At 67.0% G+C, this 19,829-nt stretch carries 21 protein-coding genes; 11 read left to right on the top strand and 10 right to left on the bottom strand.

The window, feature by feature from the left end; genetic code table 11:
• Nucleotides 1-2 precede the first annotated feature (2 nt).
• Together VB777_RS09350 and VB777_RS09345 are read right to left on the bottom strand one after the other, a co-directional pair.
• Nucleotides 3-260: a 2Fe-2S iron-sulfur cluster-binding protein gene (locus tag VB777_RS09350; RefSeq protein WP_197169640.1), complete on the bottom strand. Its 258-nt coding sequence runs from the start codon at nucleotides 258-260 to the stop codon at nucleotides 3-5.
• A gap of 8 nt (nucleotides 261-268) precedes the next feature.
• Nucleotides 269-1,921, bottom strand: coding sequence for a Ppx/GppA phosphatase family protein (locus tag VB777_RS09345; protein ID WP_323248556.1), 1,653 nt, complete (start codon nucleotides 1,919-1,921; stop codon nucleotides 269-271).
• 80 nt (nucleotides 1,922-2,001) lie between these two features.
• On the opposite strand from VB777_RS09345, the gene VB777_RS09340 reads away from it, so the two are divergent.
• The gene (locus VB777_RS09340) at nucleotides 2,002-2,913 is read left to right on the top strand and encodes a 4-hydroxybenzoate polyprenyltransferase (RefSeq protein WP_197169638.1); all 912 of its coding nucleotides are present in this window, start codon (nucleotides 2,002-2,004) and stop codon (nucleotides 2,911-2,913) included.
• Nucleotides 2,910-3,911 (top strand): LD-carboxypeptidase, encoded by a 1,002-nt coding sequence (locus tag VB777_RS09335; RefSeq protein ID WP_323248551.1) that lies wholly within the window; start codon nucleotides 2,910-2,912, stop codon nucleotides 3,909-3,911. Before VB777_RS09340 ends, VB777_RS09335 begins: the two co-directional genes overlap by 4 nt.
• Before the next feature lie 52 nt (nucleotides 3,912-3,963).
• On the opposite strand, the gene ispD is transcribed toward VB777_RS09335, so the two are convergent.
• A complete protein-coding gene (gene ispD / locus VB777_RS09330; RefSeq protein WP_197153826.1) occupies nucleotides 3,964-4,692 on the bottom strand; it encodes a 2-C-methyl-D-erythritol 4-phosphate cytidylyltransferase in 729 nt (242 codons plus the stop codon).
• Nucleotides 4,693-4,725: 33 nt separating this feature from the next.
• On the opposite strand from ispD, the gene VB777_RS09325 reads away from it, so the two are divergent.
• From VB777_RS09325 to fabG, 3 genes are read left to right on the top strand one after another with little or no spacing between them, the layout of a single operon-like run.
• Nucleotides 4,726-5,592 (top strand): glycosyltransferase family 9 protein, encoded by an 867-nt coding sequence (locus VB777_RS09325; RefSeq protein WP_197153825.1) that lies wholly within the window; start codon nucleotides 4,726-4,728, stop codon nucleotides 5,590-5,592.
• A 25-nt stretch (nucleotides 5,593-5,617) separates the two neighbouring features.
• Nucleotides 5,618-6,739 (top strand): potassium channel family protein, encoded by a 1,122-nt coding sequence (locus tag VB777_RS09320; protein ID WP_197153824.1) that lies wholly within the window; start codon nucleotides 5,618-5,620, stop codon nucleotides 6,737-6,739.
• 50 nt (nucleotides 6,740-6,789) lie between these two features.
• Nucleotides 6,790-7,551 (top strand): 3-oxoacyl-[acyl-carrier-protein] reductase, encoded by a 762-nt coding sequence (fabG, locus tag VB777_RS09315; RefSeq protein ID WP_197169636.1) that lies wholly within the window; start codon nucleotides 6,790-6,792, stop codon nucleotides 7,549-7,551.
• Nucleotides 7,552-7,646: 95 nt separating this feature from the next.
• On the opposite strand, the gene VB777_RS09310 is transcribed toward fabG, so the two are convergent.
• Entirely contained in the window at nucleotides 7,647-7,937 is a 291-nt protein-coding gene (locus tag VB777_RS09310; protein WP_370594609.1) for a hypothetical protein, read from the bottom strand.
• 165 nt (nucleotides 7,938-8,102) lie between these two features.
• On the opposite strand from VB777_RS09310, the gene groL reads away from it, so the two are divergent.
• Nucleotides 8,103-9,809 (top strand): chaperonin GroEL, encoded by a 1,707-nt coding sequence (groL, locus tag VB777_RS09305; protein WP_323248547.1) that lies wholly within the window; start codon nucleotides 8,103-8,105, stop codon nucleotides 9,807-9,809.
• Nucleotides 9,810-9,880: 71 nt separating this feature from the next.
• On the opposite strand, the gene VB777_RS09300 is transcribed toward groL, so the two are convergent.
• The 5 genes from VB777_RS09300 to VB777_RS09280 form a co-directional block, all read right to left on the bottom strand.
• The gene (locus tag VB777_RS09300; protein WP_197169634.1) at nucleotides 9,881-10,612 is read right to left on the bottom strand and encodes an N-acetylmannosamine-6-phosphate 2-epimerase; all 732 of its coding nucleotides are present in this window, start codon (nucleotides 10,610-10,612) and stop codon (nucleotides 9,881-9,883) included.
• Between the two features lie 3 nt (nucleotides 10,613-10,615).
• Entirely contained in the window at nucleotides 10,616-11,482 is an 867-nt protein-coding gene (locus VB777_RS09295) for an ABC transporter permease (protein ID WP_322757519.1), read from the bottom strand.
• Between the two features lie 101 nt (nucleotides 11,483-11,583).
• On the bottom strand, nucleotides 11,584-12,615 hold the full coding sequence (locus VB777_RS09290) for an ABC transporter ATP-binding protein (RefSeq protein ID WP_370594740.1): 1,032 nt from the start codon (nucleotides 12,613-12,615) through the stop codon (nucleotides 11,584-11,586).
• A gap of 67 nt (nucleotides 12,616-12,682) precedes the next feature.
• Nucleotides 12,683-13,660 carry a heme o synthase gene (locus VB777_RS09285; protein ID WP_323248544.1) on the bottom strand — a complete coding sequence of 326 codons (978 nt, stop codon included), beginning with the start codon at nucleotides 13,658-13,660 and terminating at the stop codon, nucleotides 12,683-12,685.
• Nucleotides 13,653-14,567 carry a COX15/CtaA family protein gene (locus VB777_RS09280; protein ID WP_323248542.1) on the bottom strand — a complete coding sequence of 305 codons (915 nt, stop codon included), beginning with the start codon at nucleotides 14,565-14,567 and terminating at the stop codon, nucleotides 13,653-13,655. The genes VB777_RS09285 and VB777_RS09280 overlap by 8 nt, the downstream gene beginning before the upstream one ends.
• A 217-nt stretch (nucleotides 14,568-14,784) precedes the next feature.
• Between VB777_RS09280 and VB777_RS09275 the strand changes: the two genes are divergently transcribed.
• The 4 genes from VB777_RS09275 (at nucleotide 14,785) to VB777_RS09260 (ending at nucleotide 18,781) form a co-directional block, all read left to right on the top strand.
• Nucleotides 14,785-15,729, top strand: coding sequence for a cytochrome c oxidase subunit II (locus tag VB777_RS09275; RefSeq protein ID WP_323248540.1), 945 nt, complete (start codon nucleotides 14,785-14,787; stop codon nucleotides 15,727-15,729).
• A 77-nt stretch (nucleotides 15,730-15,806) separates the two neighbouring features.
• Nucleotides 15,807-17,471: a cytochrome c oxidase subunit I gene (gene ctaD / locus VB777_RS09270; protein WP_197153816.1), complete on the top strand. Its 1,665-nt coding sequence runs from the start codon at nucleotides 15,807-15,809 to the stop codon at nucleotides 17,469-17,471.
• Between the two features lie 105 nt (nucleotides 17,472-17,576).
• A complete protein-coding gene (locus VB777_RS09265; protein WP_197153815.1) occupies nucleotides 17,577-18,194 on the top strand; it encodes a cytochrome c oxidase subunit 3 in 618 nt (205 codons plus the stop codon).
• 152 nt (nucleotides 18,195-18,346) lie between these two features.
• On the top strand, nucleotides 18,347-18,781 hold the full coding sequence (locus VB777_RS09260; RefSeq protein ID WP_197159113.1) for an AbrB family transcriptional regulator: 435 nt from the start codon (nucleotides 18,347-18,349) through the stop codon (nucleotides 18,779-18,781).
• Nucleotides 18,782-18,789: 8 nt separating this feature from the next.
• Here VB777_RS09260 and VB777_RS09255 read toward each other — a convergent pair whose 3' ends face one another.
• Entirely contained in the window at nucleotides 18,790-19,389 is a 600-nt protein-coding gene (locus tag VB777_RS09255; RefSeq protein ID WP_197169631.1) for an HdeD family acid-resistance protein, read from the bottom strand.
• Nucleotides 19,390-19,480: 91 nt separating this feature from the next.
• Here VB777_RS09255 and VB777_RS09250 point away from each other — a divergent pair.
• On the top strand, nucleotides 19,481-19,829 hold a 349-nt coding region (locus tag VB777_RS09250), incomplete at its 3' end, for a transposase (RefSeq protein WP_323248537.1).

Raw genomic sequence — 19,829 nt, 5'->3', positions numbered from 1 at the left:
GCTCACCAGTAGGGATCAGCGGCCAGCTCCACCTCCAGGCTGCCGCCGGCACTGGCCGGCACCGTGGCGATGCAGGCACGCACCACCTGGCCGTTCACCTCGATCTCGCAGGCGCCGCAACTGCCGCCGAGGCAGCCGGTGGGAATCGACTGGCCCGCCTCAGCAGCCGCCAGCAGCCAGTCGCAACCCACGGCCGCCTGACTGACGCGACCATCGGGCCAGCGGATCGTGATCGTTCGGCGTGTCGCGGGGTCCGCCATCGCTGCCCTCAGGGCACCATCTCGCCATCGGGCCCGGCCACCCGAAGCCGGAAGCCGCTGGCTTCCAGCACCACCTCGGCGCAGGAGCGCAGGCTCCAGCGCTCGAGACCAAGATCGATCGGTGGCTCACCGGGCGCTGGCGGCAAGGATCTGAGGCTGATCAGCAGCCCGTTCACCCCATCGTCATCCCGCAGGGGCACCACCTCGAGCCCGGCGATCACGGGAACGGGCCGCCGATCCAGGGCGGCCGCCAGCCGCAGCAACAGGGCCATCGATGCCACGGTGCGGCGCTGGTCGCGCCCCTCGATCAGCTGCCACGACTCATGCCGCTTCTTGGGCAGCCCGCGGCGGTGATACCGGGCGATCGCCGCCACCATCAGATGTTCGGCCTGGGAATACCCCAGCAGCTCGCCGTGGCGGATCAGATACCAGGTGTGTTTGTGGTAAGCAGCGATGTTGATGTGTTTGCCGCAGGTGTGCAGCTGCGCCGCCGCCCAGAGCAGCTGGCGGCCATAGCCGCCGTATTCGTGGTCGTGGTGCAGCAGGCCACGGGTCTGGTCGTAGAGGCTCACGGCCAGTTCGGCCACCCGATCGGCCTGGGCCCGGTCGACGCCGTACGACTGGGCGAGATGACGGACCGTGCGCTGGCGGATCGAGCTCTGGAATGAGAACCGGTCGCCCAGCAGACCCTGCCGCAGCATCCAGTCCACGATCAGGCCCTCCCGCAGGGCGCGGTCGCAGACCACCAGGGCATCGGCCTGGAGCATGGTCATGGCGGTCTGCATGATCAGCACGCCGGGCACGATGATTTCGGCCCGCCGCTCGTTGATCACCGACAGAGCGCGCCGCTGCTCCGGTGTCATGGCGAGCAGCTTGGCCACGATCTGATCGACCTTCTGGCGATCGAGCCGGTAGCCCTGGAACTTCAGCGGTGGCTTGGCCTCCTCGGCGGCCGCCAGGGCCGCCAGGGCCATGGCGGTGCCGCTGGTGCCCACCAGCACGGGCTTGCTGCCGGCCGGCAACGCCGCCCTCACCTGGGCCACGGCGGGTTCCAGGGATCCCTGGATATAGGCCTGCAGGAACTTCCTTCGCTCGTCTGGCAGTGGCTCCTCGCGGATGAAGTCGCGCTGCAGCCGCACGGCGCCGATGCGGGTGCTGGTCAGGGCGCGGGAATCGCGGCTGTCCGCCAGGATCAGCTCGGTGGAGCCGCCACCGATGTCGATGATCATGTGGGGCTGCTCGCCGAAGCTCATCCCCGAGAGCACGCCGAGGTAGATCAGACGCGCTTCTTCGGGGCCGCTGACCAGATCCACCTCCAGCCCCAGCTGCTCCTGGACGGCCTGCAGGAAGTCCTTGCCGTTGGGGGCTTCGCGCACGGCACTGGTGGCTGCCGTGACGATCTGTTCGGCCCCATGGCTGGCGGCCAGATCGCGGCAGTGGCGCAGGGTTCGGAAGCCCCGCTCGATCGCCGCCGCACTGAGATCTCCGGTTTCGGGATCCCGTTCCCCCAGTCGCGTGGTCGATTTCTCAGCCAGCACCACGCTGAAGCTCTGCAGCTCCGGATCCACCTCGGCGATCAACAGGTGGATCGAGTTGGTGCCGATGTCGATCGCCGCCACCCGACGCAGGCCGGCCGAGGCGACAGGAGGGATCTGGGCCATCGGCAAGGCCGCCGGGACAGGGGCGGCGTCACTTTGCCACCCCGCACCAGACCTAGGGTGCTGGCGAGCACAACCGCTGCATGGCTCCCAGTCGCCTGGCTTTCCACGGCATCGCCGACCGACTGCGGGCCTGGATCGAGCTGCTGCGGTGGCACAAGCCGAGCGGTCGGCTGATCCTGCTGATCCCCGCCGGCTGGGCTCTCTGGCTCACCCCCCAGGCCCCCCCGGAGCCCGGGTTGGTGGGGTTGATCGTGTTGGGTGGTCTGGCGGTGAGTGGTGCCGGTTGCGTCGCCAACGATCTCTGGGATCGGCGCATCGATCCGCTGGTGGAACGCACCCGCCATCGCCCCCTGGCCGATGGCCGTGCCGGGGTGCCGGAGGCGGTGCTCCTGCTGCTGATCTGCCTGCTGCTGGCCTTGCTGGTGGTGCTGGCCCTGCCTTCAGATGGTCGCTCGCTCTGCCTGCTGCTGGCGGTGGCCACCCTGCCGCCGGTGCTGCTCTACCCCTCCGCCAAGCGCTGGTTCGCCTTTCCGCAGTTGGTGCTGGCCCTGTGCTGGGGCTTCGCCACCCTGATCCCCTGGGCGGCCGCTACGGGCAGCCTGGCCGGCGGAGCGCCACTGCTGCTGGTGTGGCTGGCGGCCGTGAGCTGGACCTTCGGCTTCGACACGGTTTATGCCATGGCCGATCGCGATGACGACGCCGTGCTGGGGGTCCGCAGCAGTGCCCTGAGCCTCGGGGCCCGGGCGCCCGCGGTGGTGGCCGGCTGCTACGGGGTCACCGCCCTGACCCTGGCGATCGCGGCGGTGTTGCAGTCGATCAGCCTGGCGTTCTGGCCGCTCTGGCTGGCGGCCGCTGCGGGGATGCAGCGTGAGGCCTGGGCCCTGCGCAGCCCCTCCCTGCCCCGCTCCCGCTATGGCCGCCATTTTCTGCGGCAGGTCCAGCTGGGCGGCCTGCTGCTGCTGGCCCTCGTGCTGAGCCGGGGACCGGCATGAGCCAGCTGCGCTGGCCGCAGGACTGGCCCCGTCCGCTGCGCCGGGGGGATCGGGTGCAGCTGGTGGCGGCCAGCTCCGCTCTGATCGGCCCTGATGCCCCAGACCGGCTCACGGCAGGTGCAGCGTTGCTGCAGCGGTGGGGGCTGCAGCTGGAGCCCTCCCAGCCGGAGCGTCTGCTGGGGCGCCGCTGGGGCTACCTGGCCGGCCGCGATGCGGAGCGGGCCGCGGACCTTGACGCCGCCGCCGCCCTGTTGGCCTGCGTCAGGGGGGGCTGGGGCTCCGCCCGACTGCTGGAACGGCCGCTGTCACTTCCGAACGGCTGGCTGCTGGGCTTCTCCGATGTCACCTCCCTGCTGTGGGCCCAGCAGGCGCGGGGCCACCGTGGCGGCATCCATGGACCGCTGCTCACCACCCTGGCGACGGAACCCCGCTGGAGCCAGGAACGGTTGCGGGCCCTGCTGTTCGGCGAACCCCTGCCGCCGCTGTCTGGCGTGGGCTGGCAAGCCGGTGTGGCCGAGGGGCCGCTGTTGGTGGCCAATCTGACTGTTGCCACCCATCTGCTGGGCACAGCCCACCTGCCGGAGCTGCGGGGGGCGATCCTGATTCTTGAGGATGTGGGCGAGGCGCCCTACCGGATCGAGCGGATGCTGACCCACTGGCGCCTCTGCGGTGCTCTGCAGGGCCTGGCCGGCATCGGCTTCGGCAGCTTCCTGGGCTGTGATGAGCCCATCGAAGAGCCACCACAAGACGACGAGGTCGAAGCCAACGGCTCATATCAACACGACGGCGCGTCCGAAGACAACAGCCTGATCGCGGCCCGCGGAGCCGCCGGGCGCTTCAGCCTGGAGCAGGTGCTGCGCGAACGCACCCAGGATCTGGAAATCCCCGTGGTGGCTGGCCTGCCGGTGGGCCATGCCCCCGGCAACGCCGCCCTGCCGATCGGGGCACCGGCCCGGCTGGATGGCCGGCTCGGCACCCTGGAGGTGGGTGGGATCTGAGCCGTGGTGCGGTGGTCAGCGGCGGAGTGGTCAGCGGCGCAGTGGTCAGCACTCATCCGGCCGCCCGCTGGGCCAGCACCGCCTCGGCAATCGTGAGATCAAAGGGCGTGGTGAGCTTGATGTTGGACGGCGGCGCCTGCAGCACCTTGACGGGTTTTCCGAGCTTTTCGAACAGGGCCGCGTCGTCGGTGACGCTCCAGCCCTCGGTGGCGGCGATCGCATGGGCCTGGCGCAGATCGTCCACCGGGAAGCCTTGGGGCGTCTGGGCTGCCCAGAGGTCGCTGCGATCGGGGGTGGCTTGGATCGTGCCCGCATCGTCCACCTGCTTGATCGTGTCGGTCACGGGGGTGGCGGCGATCACGGCGGCGCCGGCGGCCACGGCCTCGGCGCAGCGGCTCAGCAGCTCCGGCTCCACCAGGCAGCGGGCTCCATCGTGGATCAGGACCCCCTCGGCCTCGGTGGGCAGGGCCGCCAGGCCGCGGCTCACCGATTCCTGCCGGGTGTCGCCGCCCACGATCCACTGCACCGGCAGCCTGGGCCCGGCTGCCGCCACAATCGCCGCCACGGCCTCCTCGTCCACGGGCTGACCCACCACCCCGATCCAGCGGATCACCGGACAGGCCAGGGCCGCATCCAGAGTCCAGGCCAGCACGGGACGACCGGCCACCGCCAGCAGGAGCTTGTTGCCCTCGGCCCCCATACGGCGGCCGCTGCCGGCGGCGGCGATCAGCAGATGCACAAGCAGCTCCCGGAACGACGGGCAGATCAGGAACTGCTCCATACAATCAGGCCGCGATGCCCCGCCCAACGCCTGATGCGCGCCCTTTTTCTGATTCCAGGCGACAGCGTCAGCCAGTTGCAGGTTCTGCCGGCGGTGGCGGCAGCGGCGGATCAGCTCGGGTTCCAGGTGCAGGTGGCCTGCAGCCCTGAAGCCGGGACCGTCTGGAGTCTGTTGCCGGCCGTGGAGAAAATCCTGCCGATCGCCTATGGCAAGGCCACCCTGGCCGACTGGACCAACCTGCTGGGCCTGGTGAGGGATCCTGATTTTCAGCTCTGTATCAACCTCGTGGCCAGCGGACCCGGTGGCCGTGCCATTGATCTGCTGCTGTCGATGAGCCACATCCCCACCCGGGTGGCGGCGGCGGGGTTCTCGGCCACCGAACGGATTGTTCCCTCCAGCCAGGGCTGGATCGATCAGCGCCTGGAGGCCTACCTGCGCCCCGTTGGGGTGCGGTTGGATGCCGCGGCCTACCGCCTGCCGATCGCCAGGGCGGATCTGGACAAGGCCAGCGCTGCCCTGCCACAAGGCTCCGGGCCGATGCTCCTGCTGGCACCAACCGGCGGCGCCGGCGACTGGCCGGCTCCCCACTGGCAGGCCCTGCCGGAGCGCATCCAGACCCGCCTCAGCGATCTGCGCAGCCTCACCCTGGAGCCCACTGCGCCCAGCCCGAGTTCCGGCTCCCTGCGGCGGCGGGCTGCCCAGGTGGCCGCCGCCGACGTGGTGCTGGCCAGCGATCCCGTCACGATCGAGCTGGCCCTGCTGTGCGGTGTGCCGCTGGTGGCCCTGGGCCGCGATCCGGCCAGCCTGCCCCAGCGCCAGGGGGTGACGGGCCTGGGCGAGGCCGCTCAACTGCAGGAGCTCTCCATCGACCCGGTGCTTCAGGCCCTGGGCCTCGGATGAGCCGAGACCGGATGGGGCTGGCGCCATGATCCCTGCTCTGCGGCGCCGGCGCCGTCCCCCATCCACCCGGTTGCGACGCCCCTGGCGCACCCCGATGGTCGCCCTGGCGATCGTGGTCAATCTGTCTGCCCTCGGCTATCGCCTGACCGAAGGATGGGACTGGGGCGATTGCTACTGGATGGTGGCGATCACGATCAGCACCATCGGCTATGGGGAGGTGGAGCCCCTCTCCCCGGGTGGTCGTCTGGTGACGGCCCTCTCGATCATCGGTGGCCTGATCGTGGTGCAGCTCACCATTCAGGGGGTGCTGGGTCTCACAGAATCGGGCTACTTCCGGCGCATGCGCCAGCGCCGCTTTCTCCGCTGGATCGAGACGATGCAGAACCACGTGATTCTCTGCGGCTACGGGCGGATCGGTCGGGAGATTGCCGAACAGATCAGCAGCGAAGGGGTGTCACTGCTGGTGGTCGAAATGGATGAGGAGCGCAAGCGGGAGGCGGAAGAGAGGGGTTTGCCGGTGCTCAGCGCCGATGCCACCCTCGACGAGACCCTGGTGGAGGCCGGCATCCACCGCTGCCGCAGCCTGGTGGCGGCCCTGCCGAGCAATGCCGCCAACCTCTACGTGGTGCTCAGTGCCCGTGGCCTGGCGCCCGGCTGCCGCCTGATCGCCCGCTCCGACAGCGAAGAAGCTGAGCGCAAGCTGCGCCTGGCTGGTGCCGATCAGGTGGTGAGTCCCTATGTGGCGGGTGGACGCACCATGGCGGCCACAGCCCTGCGCCCCCTGGCGGTGAGCTTCATGGACCTGCTGGCCGGCTCCAATTGCGAGGTGGAGGAGTTCCAGCTCAGCAGTGATCCCCGCCTGCTGGGCGATCTCAGTGGCCGCACCCTCGCCGAACTGACCCTGCGACGGCGCACCGGCGCCCTTGTGCTGGCGATCCGCAATCCGGAACCGCCCAGTCAGCCAATACCCACCTACCGCGGTGCCCCCGTCCTGCCCTCGCCGGTCACCCTGATCGCCAATCCCGATGGTGATGTGCGCCTGGGCCCGGGCCAGCTGCTGGTGGCCCTGGGCAGCAAGGAACAGCTGCGCGCCCTCGCCGACCTGCTCGGCCCGGCCCTGGAGGCTGTCGAGACCATGCAGGAGTGAGGGGGGCGTGGGCGGCACATACGATCGGGCCCACCTTGACCTGATTGGCGATGTCCGGCGGCTTCCCCACCACTTCCCTGGCTGGCCAGGTCGCCCTGGTCACCGGGGCCAGCCGCGGCATCGGACGGGCCATCGCCCTGGAGCTGGCGGCCAGCGGCGCCACCGTGGTGGTGAACTACGCCAGTTCACCGGAGGCTGCCGCCGCCGTGGTGGCGGAGATTGAGGGCCAGGGCGGCAAGGCCTGGAGCTATCAGGCCAACGTGGCCGAAGAAGCGGCGGTGGAGTCGATGGTGAAGGCGGTGCTGGAGCGGGAAGGGCGGCTTGACGTGCTGGTCAACAACGCCGGCATCACCCGCGATGGGCTGTTGATGCGCATGAAGACCAGCGACTGGCAGAGCGTGATCGACCTCAATCTCACCGGCGTGTTCCTCTGCACCCGCGCCGTGAGCCGCACGATGCTCAAGGCCCGTGCCGGACGGATCATCAACATCACCTCCGTGGTGGGCCTGATGGGCAACCCCGGCCAGGCGAACTACAGCGCCGCCAAGGCAGGCGTGATCGGTCTGACCCGCAGCAGCGCCGCCGAATTCGCCAGCCGTGGTGTGACCGTCAATGCAGTGGCTCCCGGTTTCATCGAGAGCGACATGACCAAGGACCTGGCCAAGGAACCGATCCTGGCCGCGATCCCCCTGGCGCGCATGGGCCAGCCGGCCGAGGTGGCCAGCGCCGTGCGATTCCTGGCGGCCGATCCGGCCGGTGCCTACATGACCGGCCAGGTGCTGCAGGTGGATGGCGGCATGGTGATGCGCTGAAGGGTGCCGGGCTGAATCCTGCTGCAAAGAAGGCCGCTGCGCTGAAGGCCGCTGCGGTGAACTGATCGACGCAGAAGTGCCTTGACCTGGGTCGATCAGTCGTTGGCGGTCGAGACCGTTGGGGGGCGGAGGTCAGAGGTGGTCGAGGAGTCTGCCTGGAGTGGCTGACCCAGATCGTCCCGCAGCCGACGGATTCTCTGCAGCAGTTGAAGCCGGCGGCGGCGGGCGGTGATTGTGAGAAACAGCCGGATCGGCACGTAGACCAGGGCCATCAGCAGGCCCAGGGCTGCGATCAGCAGGAAGACCATGGCATCGGCCTTGGAGCTGGCGGCCAGGGCACTCTCGGCGGTGGCACTGTCCAGTGCGCTCTGCAGCAGATCCTCCATGGCTCGCGTAGGCTCCCGGCCCTCTGCCCTTGGTTGACGCTACTGGCCATGGGGCCGCTGGGACAGGGGAACGGGCAGGCTGATTCGGCATTCACCACCACCTAGGCACTGCGGCTGGACAGTGCGCTATGGGACGCTGAACCATCTGTTGTTCTGCTCTCCCCGATGGCCAAATTGATCCAGTTCGCCGATCAATCGCGCGAATCTCTGGAACGGGGGGTCAATGCCCTGGCCGACGCCGTGAGGGTCACGATCGGTCCGAAGGGCCGCAACGTCGTGCTGGAGAAGAAGTTCGGCGCTCCGGACATCGTCAATGACGGTGTCACCATCGCCCGGGACATCGAACTCGAGGATCCCTTCGAGAACATCGGCGCCAAGCTGATTCAGCAGGTGGCCGCCAAGACCAAGGACAAGGCCGGTGACGGCACCACCACGGCCACGGTGCTGGCCCAGTCGATGGTGCGGGAAGGCATGAAGAATGTGGCCGCTGGCGCCAGCCCGGTGCAGCTGCGCCGCGGCATGGAGCAGGCCGTTGCCCTGGTCGTGAGCGGCATCGCCGCCCGTGCCCAGTCGGTGGCGGGAGACGCCATCCGCCAGGTGGCCACCGTGAGCTCCGGCAACGACGACGAAGTGGGCGGCATGATCGCCAAAGCCATGGACACGGTGAGCGCCGACGGGGTGATCACCGTGGAGGAGTCGAAATCCCTGGCCACCGAACTGGAGATCACCGAAGGCATGGCCTTCGATCGGGGCTACAGCTCCCCCTACTTCGTGACCGACCAGGAGCGGCTGGAGTGCGTCTATGAGAATGCCCTCCTGCTGATCACCGACCGCAAGGTGAGCAGCGTCGCCGATCTGGTGCCGGTGCTGGAGGCCGTGGCCCGCAGTGGCCGGCCCCTGGTGATCCTGGCCGAGGAGGTGGACGGTGAGGCCCTGGCCACCCTGGTGGTGAACAAGAACCGCGGCGTGCTGCAGGTGGCGGCCGTGCGGGCTCCCGGCTTCGGCGATCGCCGCAAGGCCATGCTGGAAGACATCGCCATCCTCACCGGCGCCACCGTGGTGAGCGAGGACAGGGCCATGAGCCTCGAGGCGGTGACCCTCGCGGACCTGGGAACGGCCCGCCGGATCACGATCACCAAGGACAGCACCACTCTTGTGGCGACCGATGATCACCGCCAGGCGGTGGTCGACCGGGTGGCCGCGATCAAGCGCGAACTCGATGCCACCGACTCCGAGTACGACTGTGAAAAGCTCAACGAGCGGATCGCCAAACTCGCCGGCGGCGTGGCGGTGATCAAGGTGGGAGCCCCCACCGAAACCGAACTGCGCAACCGCAAGCTGCGCATCGAGGATGCCCTCAATGCCACCCGTGCGGCGATCGAGGAGGGCATCATTCCCGGGGGCGGCTTCACCCTTCTTCAGCTGGCCTCGGAGCTCGATGGCCTGCTGGCGAGCAGCAGCGGCGATGCTCGAACCGGTGTGGCGATCGTGCAGCACGCCCTGGGTGAGCCGGCGCGTCAGATTGCGGTCAACGCCGGTGCCGATGGTTCGGTGGTGACCTCCGAGTGCCTGAGCCGGGGTCAGGGCTACAACGCCGCCAGCGGCTGCTATGAGGATCTGCTGGCCGCTGGCATCGTCGATGCCGCCAAAGTGGTTCGTCTGGCCCTGCAGGATGCGGTGTCGATTGCAGCGCTGCTGATCACCACTGAAGCGGTGATCGCCGACAAGCCCGAGCCCGCTGCTGCCGCCCCTGGTGGCGACATGGGTGGCATGGGCGGAATGGGTGGCATGGGTGGCATGGGCGGAATGGGTGGCATGGGCGGTATGGGCATGCCCGGCATGGGCGGCATGGGGATGCCCGGCATGATGTGAGGCCCCGGTGGGTGTGGGTCAGTCGGCCCACGCCCCTCCTGAGGCCCAAGCGTCAGTGCACCAGCTCCCGCTCAGGCGCGCAAGCGCTTCACGTAGGCCGCCACCTGTAGATCCACTCCGGTGATGGCGGTGCCCACCACCACGGCATCGGCTCCTCGGCTGACAGCCTCAGCGGCCTGCTCGGCCGAGGCGATGCCGCCCTCGCAGACCAGGATCACCTCCGGAGAAAGCTGGCGGCGCAGGGGCTCCAGCAGATTCCAGGCTGGAGGTCTGAGTCCGGAGGTGTCTTCCGTGTAGCCGTACAGAGTGGTTCCCACCCAGTGGCAGCCCAGGGCGGCAGCCCTCAGCCCATTGGCGATGCCATCGACATCGGCCATCAGGGGAATGCCCATCGCCCTGGCCCGCGCAACGATCTCGACCAGGGTTTCGTGCTCCGGTCTGGGGCGATCGGTGGCATCGATGGCCACCACATCGGCTCCTGCCGCCCACACCTGCTGCAGGTCCTGCCAGCGTGGCGTGATGTACACGGCGCTGCCGGGAAGGGTGCGTTTCCACAGCCCCACGATCAGGGCCTGTGGGCAGCGACGACGCACGGCACCGATGTGTTCGGGGCTCTCCAGCCGCACCCCGATCGCGCCCTGGGCCAGGCTGGCTTCCGCCATGGCTGCGATCACGGACGGTTCACGCATCGGTGATCCTTCCGGCGCTTGGACGGACACGATCAGGCCGCCCGCCAGAGCGGATCGCCCGGGCACAGAGCGGACGGACAATGGATCGAAGGCCGCGGCGGAAGTGCTGGTCATCATTCAGGCGAGTTTGCGATCCAGAAGCGGGCGGATCAGCAGAAACAAGCCGGCCGCCAGGGCGGTGAGGATCAGCAGGCAGGTGGTGGTGGTGAGTGAACCGTAGGGAGCCTCCATCACCACCGCCGACAAACTGACCTGGCCGGCATAGGCGGCGCGGATCGGCTCGATCGCGAAGGTGAGCGGATTGATCGCGGCCAGCCAGCGCAGCCAGGCCGGCATGAAGGCCAGCGGCGCCAGGGCGGTGCTGGCAAACAGCAGCGGCAGGTTGGCCACGAAGATCACTGCGATCAGCTCGATGTGGCCGGGCAGGGCAAAGGCGAGACCGAGGCTGAGGGCCGTCACCGCGAACACCAGCAGCAGCAGGGTGACCAGCACCAGCAGCAACCCCGCACCCCCCGGCCAGCCGTAGCCCAGCAGGGCGGCGGTGCCCATGATCGCCAGGCTCTGCACCAGGCTGAGGCTGGTGATGTAGAGCACCGACGCCAGCACGATCGAGCTGCGTGAGCGCAGCGGCGCCACCAGCAGACGGTTGAGGAAGCCGAACTCCCGGTCGAACATCACCGGCAGCCCGGCGTTGAGGGCGGCGCTGAAGGCGGTGAACACGATCACCCCCGCCCCCAGGAAGCGGCCATAGCTCTCGCCCCCCGGCAGCAGCCCCGTTGGCGCATTGGCGAACAGGGCACCGAAGAGGATCAGCCAGATCAGCGGCTGCAGAACGCCGGCCACCAGGGTGGAGGGGCGACGCTGCAACTGCAGGAAGAGGCGGCGGGTGAGCGCCAGGGTTTCCTGACGGATTTCGGCAAAGGCGGAGGGCTCTTGCTCCGCTGGGGTGCCGGCTGAGAGGTAGGAAGGCGTGGCGCTGGTCATCGGCGGATCGGCGGCGGATCGGAAAGCAGGGCAGCCGGACCAGAACGGAACCGGGTGCAGAACAGTGACGGAGGAAGGAGGAAACGCTTCGCGGCCAGGGGTCAGCGCATCGCCTGTTTGCGTTCGGCCTTGGGATCGCGGCTCCCGGCCACGGCCAGCTCGGCATCCATCAGGGTGCGGCCCGTGGCCTGCAGATAGACATCGTCAAGGCTGGGGCGGCTCTGGGCCAGGGCGAACACCGGCAGATCGGCCTGCATCAGCTGATGGCGCAGGGTTTCGAGCACGGCGGTGTCGTCCACCACCAGATTGAGCGAGTAGCCCTGGGCCCGGTTCACCACCACCTGCCGCACCCCGCCACAGGCCACCAGCAGCCCGCGCACCCGCTCGGCCTCTTCGGCTGTGCTGAACTCCCGCACCCGCAGGGTGACGCGGTCGCCACCGAGGGCGCCCTTGAGCTCGCTGGGGGTGCCTTCGGCGATCACCCGGCCAGCCTCCACGATGGCCAGGCGATCGGCCAGGGCATCGACCTCCTCGAGGTAATGGCTGCTGAGCAGCACCGTGGTTCCTTCATCCCGCAGCTGACGTAGCACCTGCCAGATGGCAGAGCGACTTTCGATATCCAACCCCACGGTGGGCTCATCCAACACCAGAACGCGGGGGCGATGCAGCAGCCCGGTGGCCAGGTCCAGGCGGCGACGCATGCCGCCGGAATAGGAGCCACAGCGACGATCGATCCACTCCTCCATGCCCAGCAGGTCGATCAGTTCGGCGATGCGGCGATCCCGCTCGCTGGTCGGCAAGTGGTAGAGGTCGCCCTGTAACCGCAACAGCTCGCGGCCGCTGAGGATCTTGTCGATCGCCACTTCCTGGGCGACGTAGCCGAGCAGCCGACGCACCTGGCGCGGCTGGGCCAGGGCATCGACTCCGGCCACCGAGACAGTGCCGCTATCCGGGGCCAGCAGGGTGCAGAGGATGCGCAGGCAGGTGGTCTTACCGGCTCCATTGGGCCCCAGAAGGCCGTAAAGGCAGCCCTGGGGCACATGCAGCGAGAGGCCGTCGAGGGCCTGAACGCTGCCGTAATGCTTGCTGAGGTGCTGGAGCTCGATCACCCGCTCACCACTCCTGGAAACCACGCATGGTTGGCCAATCTAAGGAGAACCGGACGGGCCATCCGACACACCAGTGATCCAGGCCGGAGCATCAGGACAGCCCCAGGCCCAGCAGCGGGGTGAATGCCACCAGGCTGAAGGCCTCCGCCTGAGGGGATCGGGCCATCACCAGCAACAGGCAGATGCCGAACAGATAGAGGATCGACCAGCGAAACAGGTTGCGAGCACGCTGGGGATCGTTGGGGTCACGGCTGAGGGCACCGCTGAGTTGCAGCAGGCGTGCGTTGAAGGGCACCACCAGCAGGCCATAGAGCAGGCCGCCGCTGGGCAGGGCCAGCACGCCGATGCCACTCGCCAGCACGGTGGCCCAGGCATAGCGACCGATCGCCAGGGCGGTGACGGCTTCGCCCTTGACCACCGGCAGCATGGGAATGCCGACCGAGCGGTAGTCATCCTTGAGAAGCAGAGCGAGGGCCCAGAAATGGGCGGGAGTCCAGAGCATAACCAGGCTGAACAGCCACCAGCTCGACCAGGTGGGCAGGCCACCGGCGGCCGCAGCCCCCACCAGGGGGGGAATGGCTCCGGCAACGCCGCCTACCACGATATTGCGTGGTGTGCGGGGTTTGAGCAGGGCCGTGTAGAGCAGCACATAGCTGCATAACCCCAGCAGAGCCAGCGCGGCCGCCAGCGGGTTGACCCCCAGAACCAGCACCGCCACCGAGGCGGAGGTGAGCAGGATGGCCAGCAGGAAGGCCTGGCGCTGGGCGAGCCGACCGGAGGGCAGAGCCCGTCGGCTGGTGCGCTGCATGCGGCCGTCGAGTTCCTGCTCCCAGAGGCAATTGAGCACACCGGCGGCGGCAGAAGCGAGGGCACCGCCCACCAGGGTGCAGGTGATCCGCAGCGGATCGAGTGGCCAGCCCACCGAGAGGGCCATGCCCGCCAGTGTGGTGGCCAGAAGCAGGGGAATCAGGCGGGGCTTGGCCACCTCCAGCCAGGCGGGCAGACGGACCGACCGCGGCACGGCGGGACGGGAAACGGCCGCCAGAGCCTCAGGGTTGACGCTAACCATGGGCCACCTTCGCGGACAGGGATGGATTGGGAATGCCGCAGGCCGCCGGAGCGTCTGCAACGGAGCTCGGTACCGCACTGCGACCGAGAATCGCGGCGAGGACGGCCACCAGCAAGGAAGCAACCAGCTGATGGGCCACGGTTAGGCCGGGGACCTGAAGCTGCTGGCTCAAGGTGAGGATTCCAAGAACAACCTGGGCGGCCACCAGGGCCGTCGCCCCCAGGGCCAGACCCTGGAGATGGCGGCAGCGTCGCGGCAGGGTGAGGCTGCCGATCGCCATGGCCAACACCGCAGCGGCGGCCGGGTAGGCGCCGATGCGGTGGGCCAGCAGCCAGCGGCAGGCATCGCCCGCTGAGAAACAGCGATCGGCGGCCCACTGGCTGGCCATGCTCCCGCCCAGAACGCACTGTGCGAAGACCAGAACCAGCGCCAGACTGGACAGAACCCGGAACCAGATCGGTGGGGACTCAGCTGGGGCTGCCAACCTCTGATAGCCGGCGCTCATCAGAGCCACCAGGGCGAGGGCCGTGGCCAGGTGGGCGGTGACGATGTCCGAGGCCAGCAAACGGGTCACGGTGAGGGCACCCAGTGCCCCCTGAACGGCCACCATCAGCAGGGCCGCTGCACTGAACCAGGGCAGCCAGGCGGGCAGCAGGCGTCTGCGCAGCAGGCTGATGGCGCAGAGCACCAGCAAGGCCACCCCGACCAGGAAGGCATCGAGGCGGTGAAACCACTCGAGAAACACCTGCATGTTCATCTGCTGACCAGGCAGAAGCACGCCATAACAAAGCGGCCAATCCGGGCAGGCCAGACCAGCCTCCATCACCCGTGTTGCGCCGCCGATGGCGACCAGGGCCACCAATGCCACAACAAGGTGGGAGAGCAGCAGCGCCAGGGATGTGATCAAGGAATCCCTACGGGGAGCCATAAAGTAGCCAGTTCAAAAGCGTTGCGATTCCCTCACGTCTCATCGCTTCGTTCCAGACGTCGCCTGACCCCCGTTTCGCCGTTGCATCGGAATTCACTGCCGGATCCGGCGACTGGATCAACTGACTGCATTCAGTGACTGGATCCACTGCCGCAATCCAGGCCCCATAGGCTGGCTGCTGATCTGATCTGCCCCGGTGACCATTCCCACCTCCCTGATCACGCTGGTTCTGGGCATGGTGCTGGTGCTCGGTGGCCTCTGGGTGGGTCAGAACGTCAATCTGCTGCCCGTGGACGCCAGCAGCAATGCCCCGGTCTACGACGCGCTCTTTCAGGTTCTGTTCAGCATCGGCACGATCCTGTTCGTGGGGGTGACCGGCTTGCTGATTTTCAGCCTGGTGCGGTTTCGTCGTCTTCCCGGCGATCGGGGCGACGGCCTGGCGATTGAAGGGAATCTGCCCCTTGAGATCCTCTGGACCGCTATCCCTGCCGTGGTGGTGCTGTTCGTAGGCATCTACAGCTACGACATCTATGAGCGCATGGGCGGCATGACGCCCCTGAACGGGCATGAAGCCATGCATGGCGATGTCTCGTCCGTGATGCTTGCTGAGCACCAGCACCAAGGCGGCGATGCCGTGGCCGCTCCAGCCCTGCTTCACGAGGGGGCAGACAACAGCACAACCCTGCTGGCCGATGACCCGGACGAGGCTCAAGCGGAACGCGTCTGGGGTGGCATCAGCACTGCCTCGGGCGATGCCTTGCCCGTGGAGCTGACCGCCATGCAGTTCGCTTTCATCTTCCATTACCCGGACAGCTCCATCACCAGCGGGGAGCTGCATGTGCCGGTTGGTCGTCCCGTGCAGCTGCGCATGGAAGCCCGTGATGTGATTCATGCCTTCTGGGTGCCCCAGTTCCGTCTGAAGCAGGACGTGATCCCCGGCCAGCCCACCGTGATGTCGTTCACCCCCACCCGTCCTGGCACCTACCCGATCGTCTGCGCCGAGCTCTGCGGCCCATACCACGGCGGCATGCGCACCAACGTGGTGGTCCATGAACAGGAGGCCTTCGAGGCCTGGATTCACCAGAACGCCCCGGCGGCGCCCAGCACGGTGGCCCTGGCAGCGGCCCCGCCGACTGGCTGAGATCACGAAGTCTGATCAAGCTTTTTCAGACCCACCGGCCTCGGCTCCCGACTTTCGATTCCGCCACCCCTGTTTCCATGACCGTCGCCAGCCCCGAAAGCTTCCAGGGCAGCCTGCAACCCCAAGGGTGGCTGCGCTATTTCAGCTTCAGCCTGGATCACAAGGTGATCGGCCTTCAGTACCTCGTCACCGGTTTCATCTTCTATCTGATCGGGGGTGCTCTGGCTGGTGTGATCCGCACCGAGCTGGCCAGCCCCATCTCTGATTTCATCAGCCGGGATACCTACAACGAGGTGCTCACCCTGCATGGCACGGTGATGATCTTTCTCTGGATCGTGCCGGTAGTGAATGGCGGCTTCGGCAATTACCTGATTCCCTTCTATGTAGGTGCCAGGGATATGGCATTCCCCCGGCTCAATGCCGTGGCCTTCTGGATGATCCCTCCAGCTGGAATCCTTCTGATCAGCAGCTATTTCATCTCGGGTGCAGCTCAGTCCGGCTGGACCGCCTATCCGCCGCTGAGCATCACCACCCCTGCGGCGGGGCAGGTGGTCTGGATTCTGAGTGTGTTGCTCCTTGGGGGCAGTTCGATCTTCGGGGCGATCAACTTCATCGCCACTGTGCTGAAGCTGCGTCAGCCTGGCCTGAAATTGATGCAGCTACCGATGTATTGCTGGGCCATGCTGGGCACCAGCATTCTGGTGGTGCTTTCCACGCCAGTTCTCGCAGGCACTCTGATCCTGCTCAGCTTCGATATCGTCGCCCACACCGGCTTCTTCAATCCTGCCCTGGGCGGCAACGTAGTGGTGTATCAGCACCTGTTCTGGTTCTATTCCCATCCGGCTGTTTACATCATGGTGCTGCCGGCCTTCGGTCTGGTGAGTGAGATCCTGCCGATCCATGCGCGCAAGCCGCTGTTTGGTTACACCACGATGGTGTATTCGATCCTGGGGATTGTCTTTCTCGGGTTGATCGTCTGGGCCCACCACATGTTCACCAGCGGCACACCGCCCTGGATGCGCCTGTTCTTCACGATCGCCACCTCCTTCATCGCCGTGCCGACCGGCATCAAATTCTTCAACTGGCTGGCGACCCTGTGGGGCGGCAAGATTGCCCTGAACAGCGCCATGCTGTTCTCCTGCGCCTTCATCTTTCACTTCGTCTTTGGCGGCATCACTGGCGTTGCCCTGGCCCAGGTTCCGTTTGATATTCACGTCCACGACACGTATTTCGTGGTCGGACATTTTCATTACATTGTCTATGGCGGCACCGTTTTTGTGATCTTTGCGGCGATCTACCACTGGTACCCCAAGTTCACCGGCCGCATGCTCAACGAAGACCTGGGGCGGCTTCACTTCCTGCTCACGTTCGTTGGTTTCAATCTCTGCTTCCTTCCCCAGCACTGGCTTGGTCTCAATGGCATGCCCCGCCGTGTCGCCGAGTACGACCCCGCCTTCACCACGCTCAATCAGGCCAGCAGCGTTGGCGCCCTGCTGATGGCGGTCAGCACGTTGCCCCTGCTTTACAACGTGATTTGGAGTGCCTTCCGCGGCCCCGTGGCGGGAGACAACCCCTGGCGCGCCCTGACTCCCGAATGGCTCACCTCCTCGCCGCCTCCGGTTGAGAACTGGGTAGGAGCGGCTCCGCTGGTGCATGAGCCCTACGCCTATGGCATCCCTGCCGACCAGATCGATCTCGACGTCACCAGTGGCAAGGATCTCTGGAGCGGCGGGCGGGGCTGAGAGACCCACGGGTCAGCTTCTGCTGAACAGCACCTTCTTCTGAACTGGCCCATGATACTGGTGATCTGATCCACCACCGTTCCCCATTCCGCAGCCCCTGCTCCAATGACCAGCCTCGCCTCCTCCTCCACCGTCGTCAGTGCCACGAGCCTGGCTCCTCCTGCTGATGCGGTGGAGCATGGTCATGGGGATTTCCGCATGTTCGGGCTGCTGCTGTTCCTGGTGGCGGACGGCATGACCTTTGCGGGATTTTTCGCTGCTTACCTCACCTTCCGTGCGGTGAATCCGCTCCCACCGGGATCGAACTACGAACTGGAACTTCTGCTGCCCAGTCTCAACACCGTTCTGCTGGTGGTGAGCAGTTTCACGTTCCATCGCGGTGGCAAGCAGCTGCTGGCCGGAAACCGCAGCGGCTGCCGCCCCTGGCTGCTGCTCACGGCAGCCCTCGGCAGTGCCTTCCTGGCCGGCCAGATGGTGGAGTACTTCTCCCTGCCCTTCGGGCTCACCGAGAACCTCTTCGCCAGCACCTTTTACGCGCTGACCGGTTTCCATGGCCTGCACGTGACCCTGGGAGTGATCTGCATTCTGGTGGTCTGGTTCCAGACCCGCGATCGGGGTCGGGTGAGCACCAGCGAACCCTTTGGGCTCGAAGCAGCAGAGCTCTACTGGCACTTCGTCGATGTGATCTGGCTGGTGCTCTTCGGTCTGCTCTACGTGCTCTGAGCCTCACCTGCGCTTGCTGGTAGGTCACCCGTCTGGGCACAATCGGCGCAGGCCGAAGCCCTCCAGTCCGTACCAAGCCCGCCCCGATGTCCTACAGGAACGGAACTACCTCGGCCCGCACAACGGACGCACGACCCGCCCAGAGCCAGGACATGCTCAAGGGAAAGGAACTGCTGGAGCGAGCTCGCTCGTTGAGCAACCGTCCGGAAGAGCAGATCGCCCGTGCCTGCGGCTACGTGGGGCCCAGTGGCCGGGTCCTGAAGAAAAGTTTTTATCGCGCCCTGGTGGAAGCCAAGGGTTATCGCCTGCCGGAAACGCCAGGTGGCGGCGGTGGTGCTGGCGGTGGCAGCAAGGGACGCCAGGCCGAATTCCGCACCCGGGTGCATGGCAACGGAAATCTTCTGATCGGCCAGGCTTACACCCGACGCCTCGGCCTGGTGCCCGGCCAGGAATTCCGCATCCAGCTCCATGCCGAAACCGGATCGATCTGGCTCGTCGCCCTTGATGGCAGTGAGGACCAGGCTGATCAGTCGCAGGAGAAATCCGATCAGACCCATGACCCTGATCAGGCCCAGGACGAGTCCTGATCCCGTCCTCAGCCGCCGACGTCAGAGCCTGCTTCGCCGTCGTGGAAGCTGGCGCTGAAGGTGATCAGATCGAGGCCGCTGAACAGGAAACTCACGCCCACGAGCACCCCAAGCACCCAGCTCAGGTTCCAGAACTTCATCGTGAGGATCAGCAGCCCCAGCACCAGGGTCACCACGCCGTTCACCAGCCCCCAGCCCCAGCCCATCAGGCGCTGATGGGCCAGGGAGGCCACGATGCCCACGGCCCCCTCCACCAGGAACACCAGACCCACCGCCAGGGCCAGGGACGCCACAGGGGCAGCCGCACGCTCGGGGCCTGCTCCCATCTGATGGAGCATCCAGAAGCCCGTCACCACGAACAGGGTGGAGACCAGCAGGCGGGAGAAGGTGAGCCAGCGGCGCAGTTGGCGCGCCCGCAACAGGTTGGTGATCCAGCCGACCAGCCCGCCCACCAGAAAGGCCACCGCCACCATGGCGGTCACCCAGATCGAGGCCACAACCGGAAAGAACAGGGCCAGCAGCCCCAGCACCAGCATCAGGATGCCTTCGGCCAGCGCAAAGCTGCGCAGGCCGCGGTCGACGGAGAGCAGGGGGTCAACGACCGCCATCGGCGAAGAGTCAGAAGAGATTCCCGGACCTTAGGAGTTTGCTGAAAAACCCCGCTTCCTCTGCGAAAATGGGCCAGCTGCCCCAGGTTTGATGCGAGGTCAGCAGGAGCGCAGCGGCTCCTTGTTCTCCTACGTCTCGATCGAGGAGCGGATCCCGACCAGTCATCCGCTGCGGCGGATCCGGAAGCTGGCGGATCAGGCCCTCGATCGACTCAATCCCACCTTCTGCAGGTTGTATGCCTCAGAAGGGAGACCATCGGTGCCGCCAGAGCAGCTGCTGCTGGCCTCGTTGTTGCAGGCGTTCTACGGCATCCGCTCCGAGAGGCTGCTGCTGGAGCAGCTCCACTACAACCTGCTGTTCCGCTGGTTTGTGGGCTTGAGCCCTGACGATGCGATCTGGCATCCGACCACATTCACCAAGAATCGTGATCGGCTCCTCA

It is taken from the genome of Synechococcus sp. CCY9202, assembly GCF_034931685.1.
In the GTDB taxonomy this organism is placed as follows: Bacteria; Cyanobacteriota; Cyanobacteriia; order PCC-6307; family Cyanobiaceae; genus CBW1002.
This window is presented reverse-complemented; position numbering and strand designations above follow the sequence as displayed.

Bases quoted from the DNA above. Each gene is read 5' to 3' on its own strand.
- VB777_RS09350 (WP_197169640.1), bottom strand. From the start codon at position 260: ATGGCGGACCCCGCGACACGCCGAACGATCACGATCCGCTGGCCCGAT.
- VB777_RS09345 (WP_323248556.1), bottom strand. From the start codon at position 1,921: ATGGCCCAGATCCCTCCTGTCGCCTCGGCCGGCCTGCGTCGGGTGGCG.
- VB777_RS09340 (WP_197169638.1), top strand. From the start codon at position 2,002: ATGGCTCCCAGTCGCCTGGCTTTCCACGGCATCGCCGACCGACTGCGG.
- VB777_RS09335 (WP_323248551.1), top strand. From the start codon at position 2,910: ATGAGCCAGCTGCGCTGGCCGCAGGACTGGCCCCGTCCGCTGCGCCGG.
- ispD (WP_197153826.1), bottom strand. From the start codon at position 4,692: ATGGAGCAGTTCCTGATCTGCCCGTCGTTCCGGGAGCTGCTTGTGCAT.
- VB777_RS09325 (WP_197153825.1), top strand. From the start codon at position 4,726: ATGCGCGCCCTTTTTCTGATTCCAGGCGACAGCGTCAGCCAGTTGCAG.
- VB777_RS09320 (WP_197153824.1), top strand. From the start codon at position 5,618: ATGATCCCTGCTCTGCGGCGCCGGCGCCGTCCCCCATCCACCCGGTTG.
- fabG (WP_197169636.1), top strand. From the start codon at position 6,790: ATGTCCGGCGGCTTCCCCACCACTTCCCTGGCTGGCCAGGTCGCCCTG.
- VB777_RS09310 (WP_370594609.1), bottom strand. From the start codon at position 7,937: ATGGAGGATCTGCTGCAGAGCGCACTGGACAGTGCCACCGCCGAGAGT.
- groL (WP_323248547.1), top strand. From the start codon at position 8,103: ATGGCCAAATTGATCCAGTTCGCCGATCAATCGCGCGAATCTCTGGAA.
- VB777_RS09300 (WP_197169634.1), bottom strand. From the start codon at position 10,612: ATGACCAGCACTTCCGCCGCGGCCTTCGATCCATTGTCCGTCCGCTCT.
- VB777_RS09295 (WP_322757519.1), bottom strand. From the start codon at position 11,482: ATGACCAGCGCCACGCCTTCCTACCTCTCAGCCGGCACCCCAGCGGAG.
- VB777_RS09285 (WP_323248544.1), bottom strand. From the start codon at position 13,660: ATGGTTAGCGTCAACCCTGAGGCTCTGGCGGCCGTTTCCCGTCCCGCC.
- ctaD (WP_197153816.1), top strand. From the start codon at position 15,807: ATGACCGTCGCCAGCCCCGAAAGCTTCCAGGGCAGCCTGCAACCCCAA.
- VB777_RS09265 (WP_197153815.1), top strand. From the start codon at position 17,577: ATGACCAGCCTCGCCTCCTCCTCCACCGTCGTCAGTGCCACGAGCCTG.
- VB777_RS09260 (WP_197159113.1), top strand. From the start codon at position 18,347: ATGCTCAAGGGAAAGGAACTGCTGGAGCGAGCTCGCTCGTTGAGCAAC.
- VB777_RS09255 (WP_197169631.1), bottom strand. From the start codon at position 19,389: ATGGCGGTCGTTGACCCCCTGCTCTCCGTCGACCGCGGCCTGCGCAGC.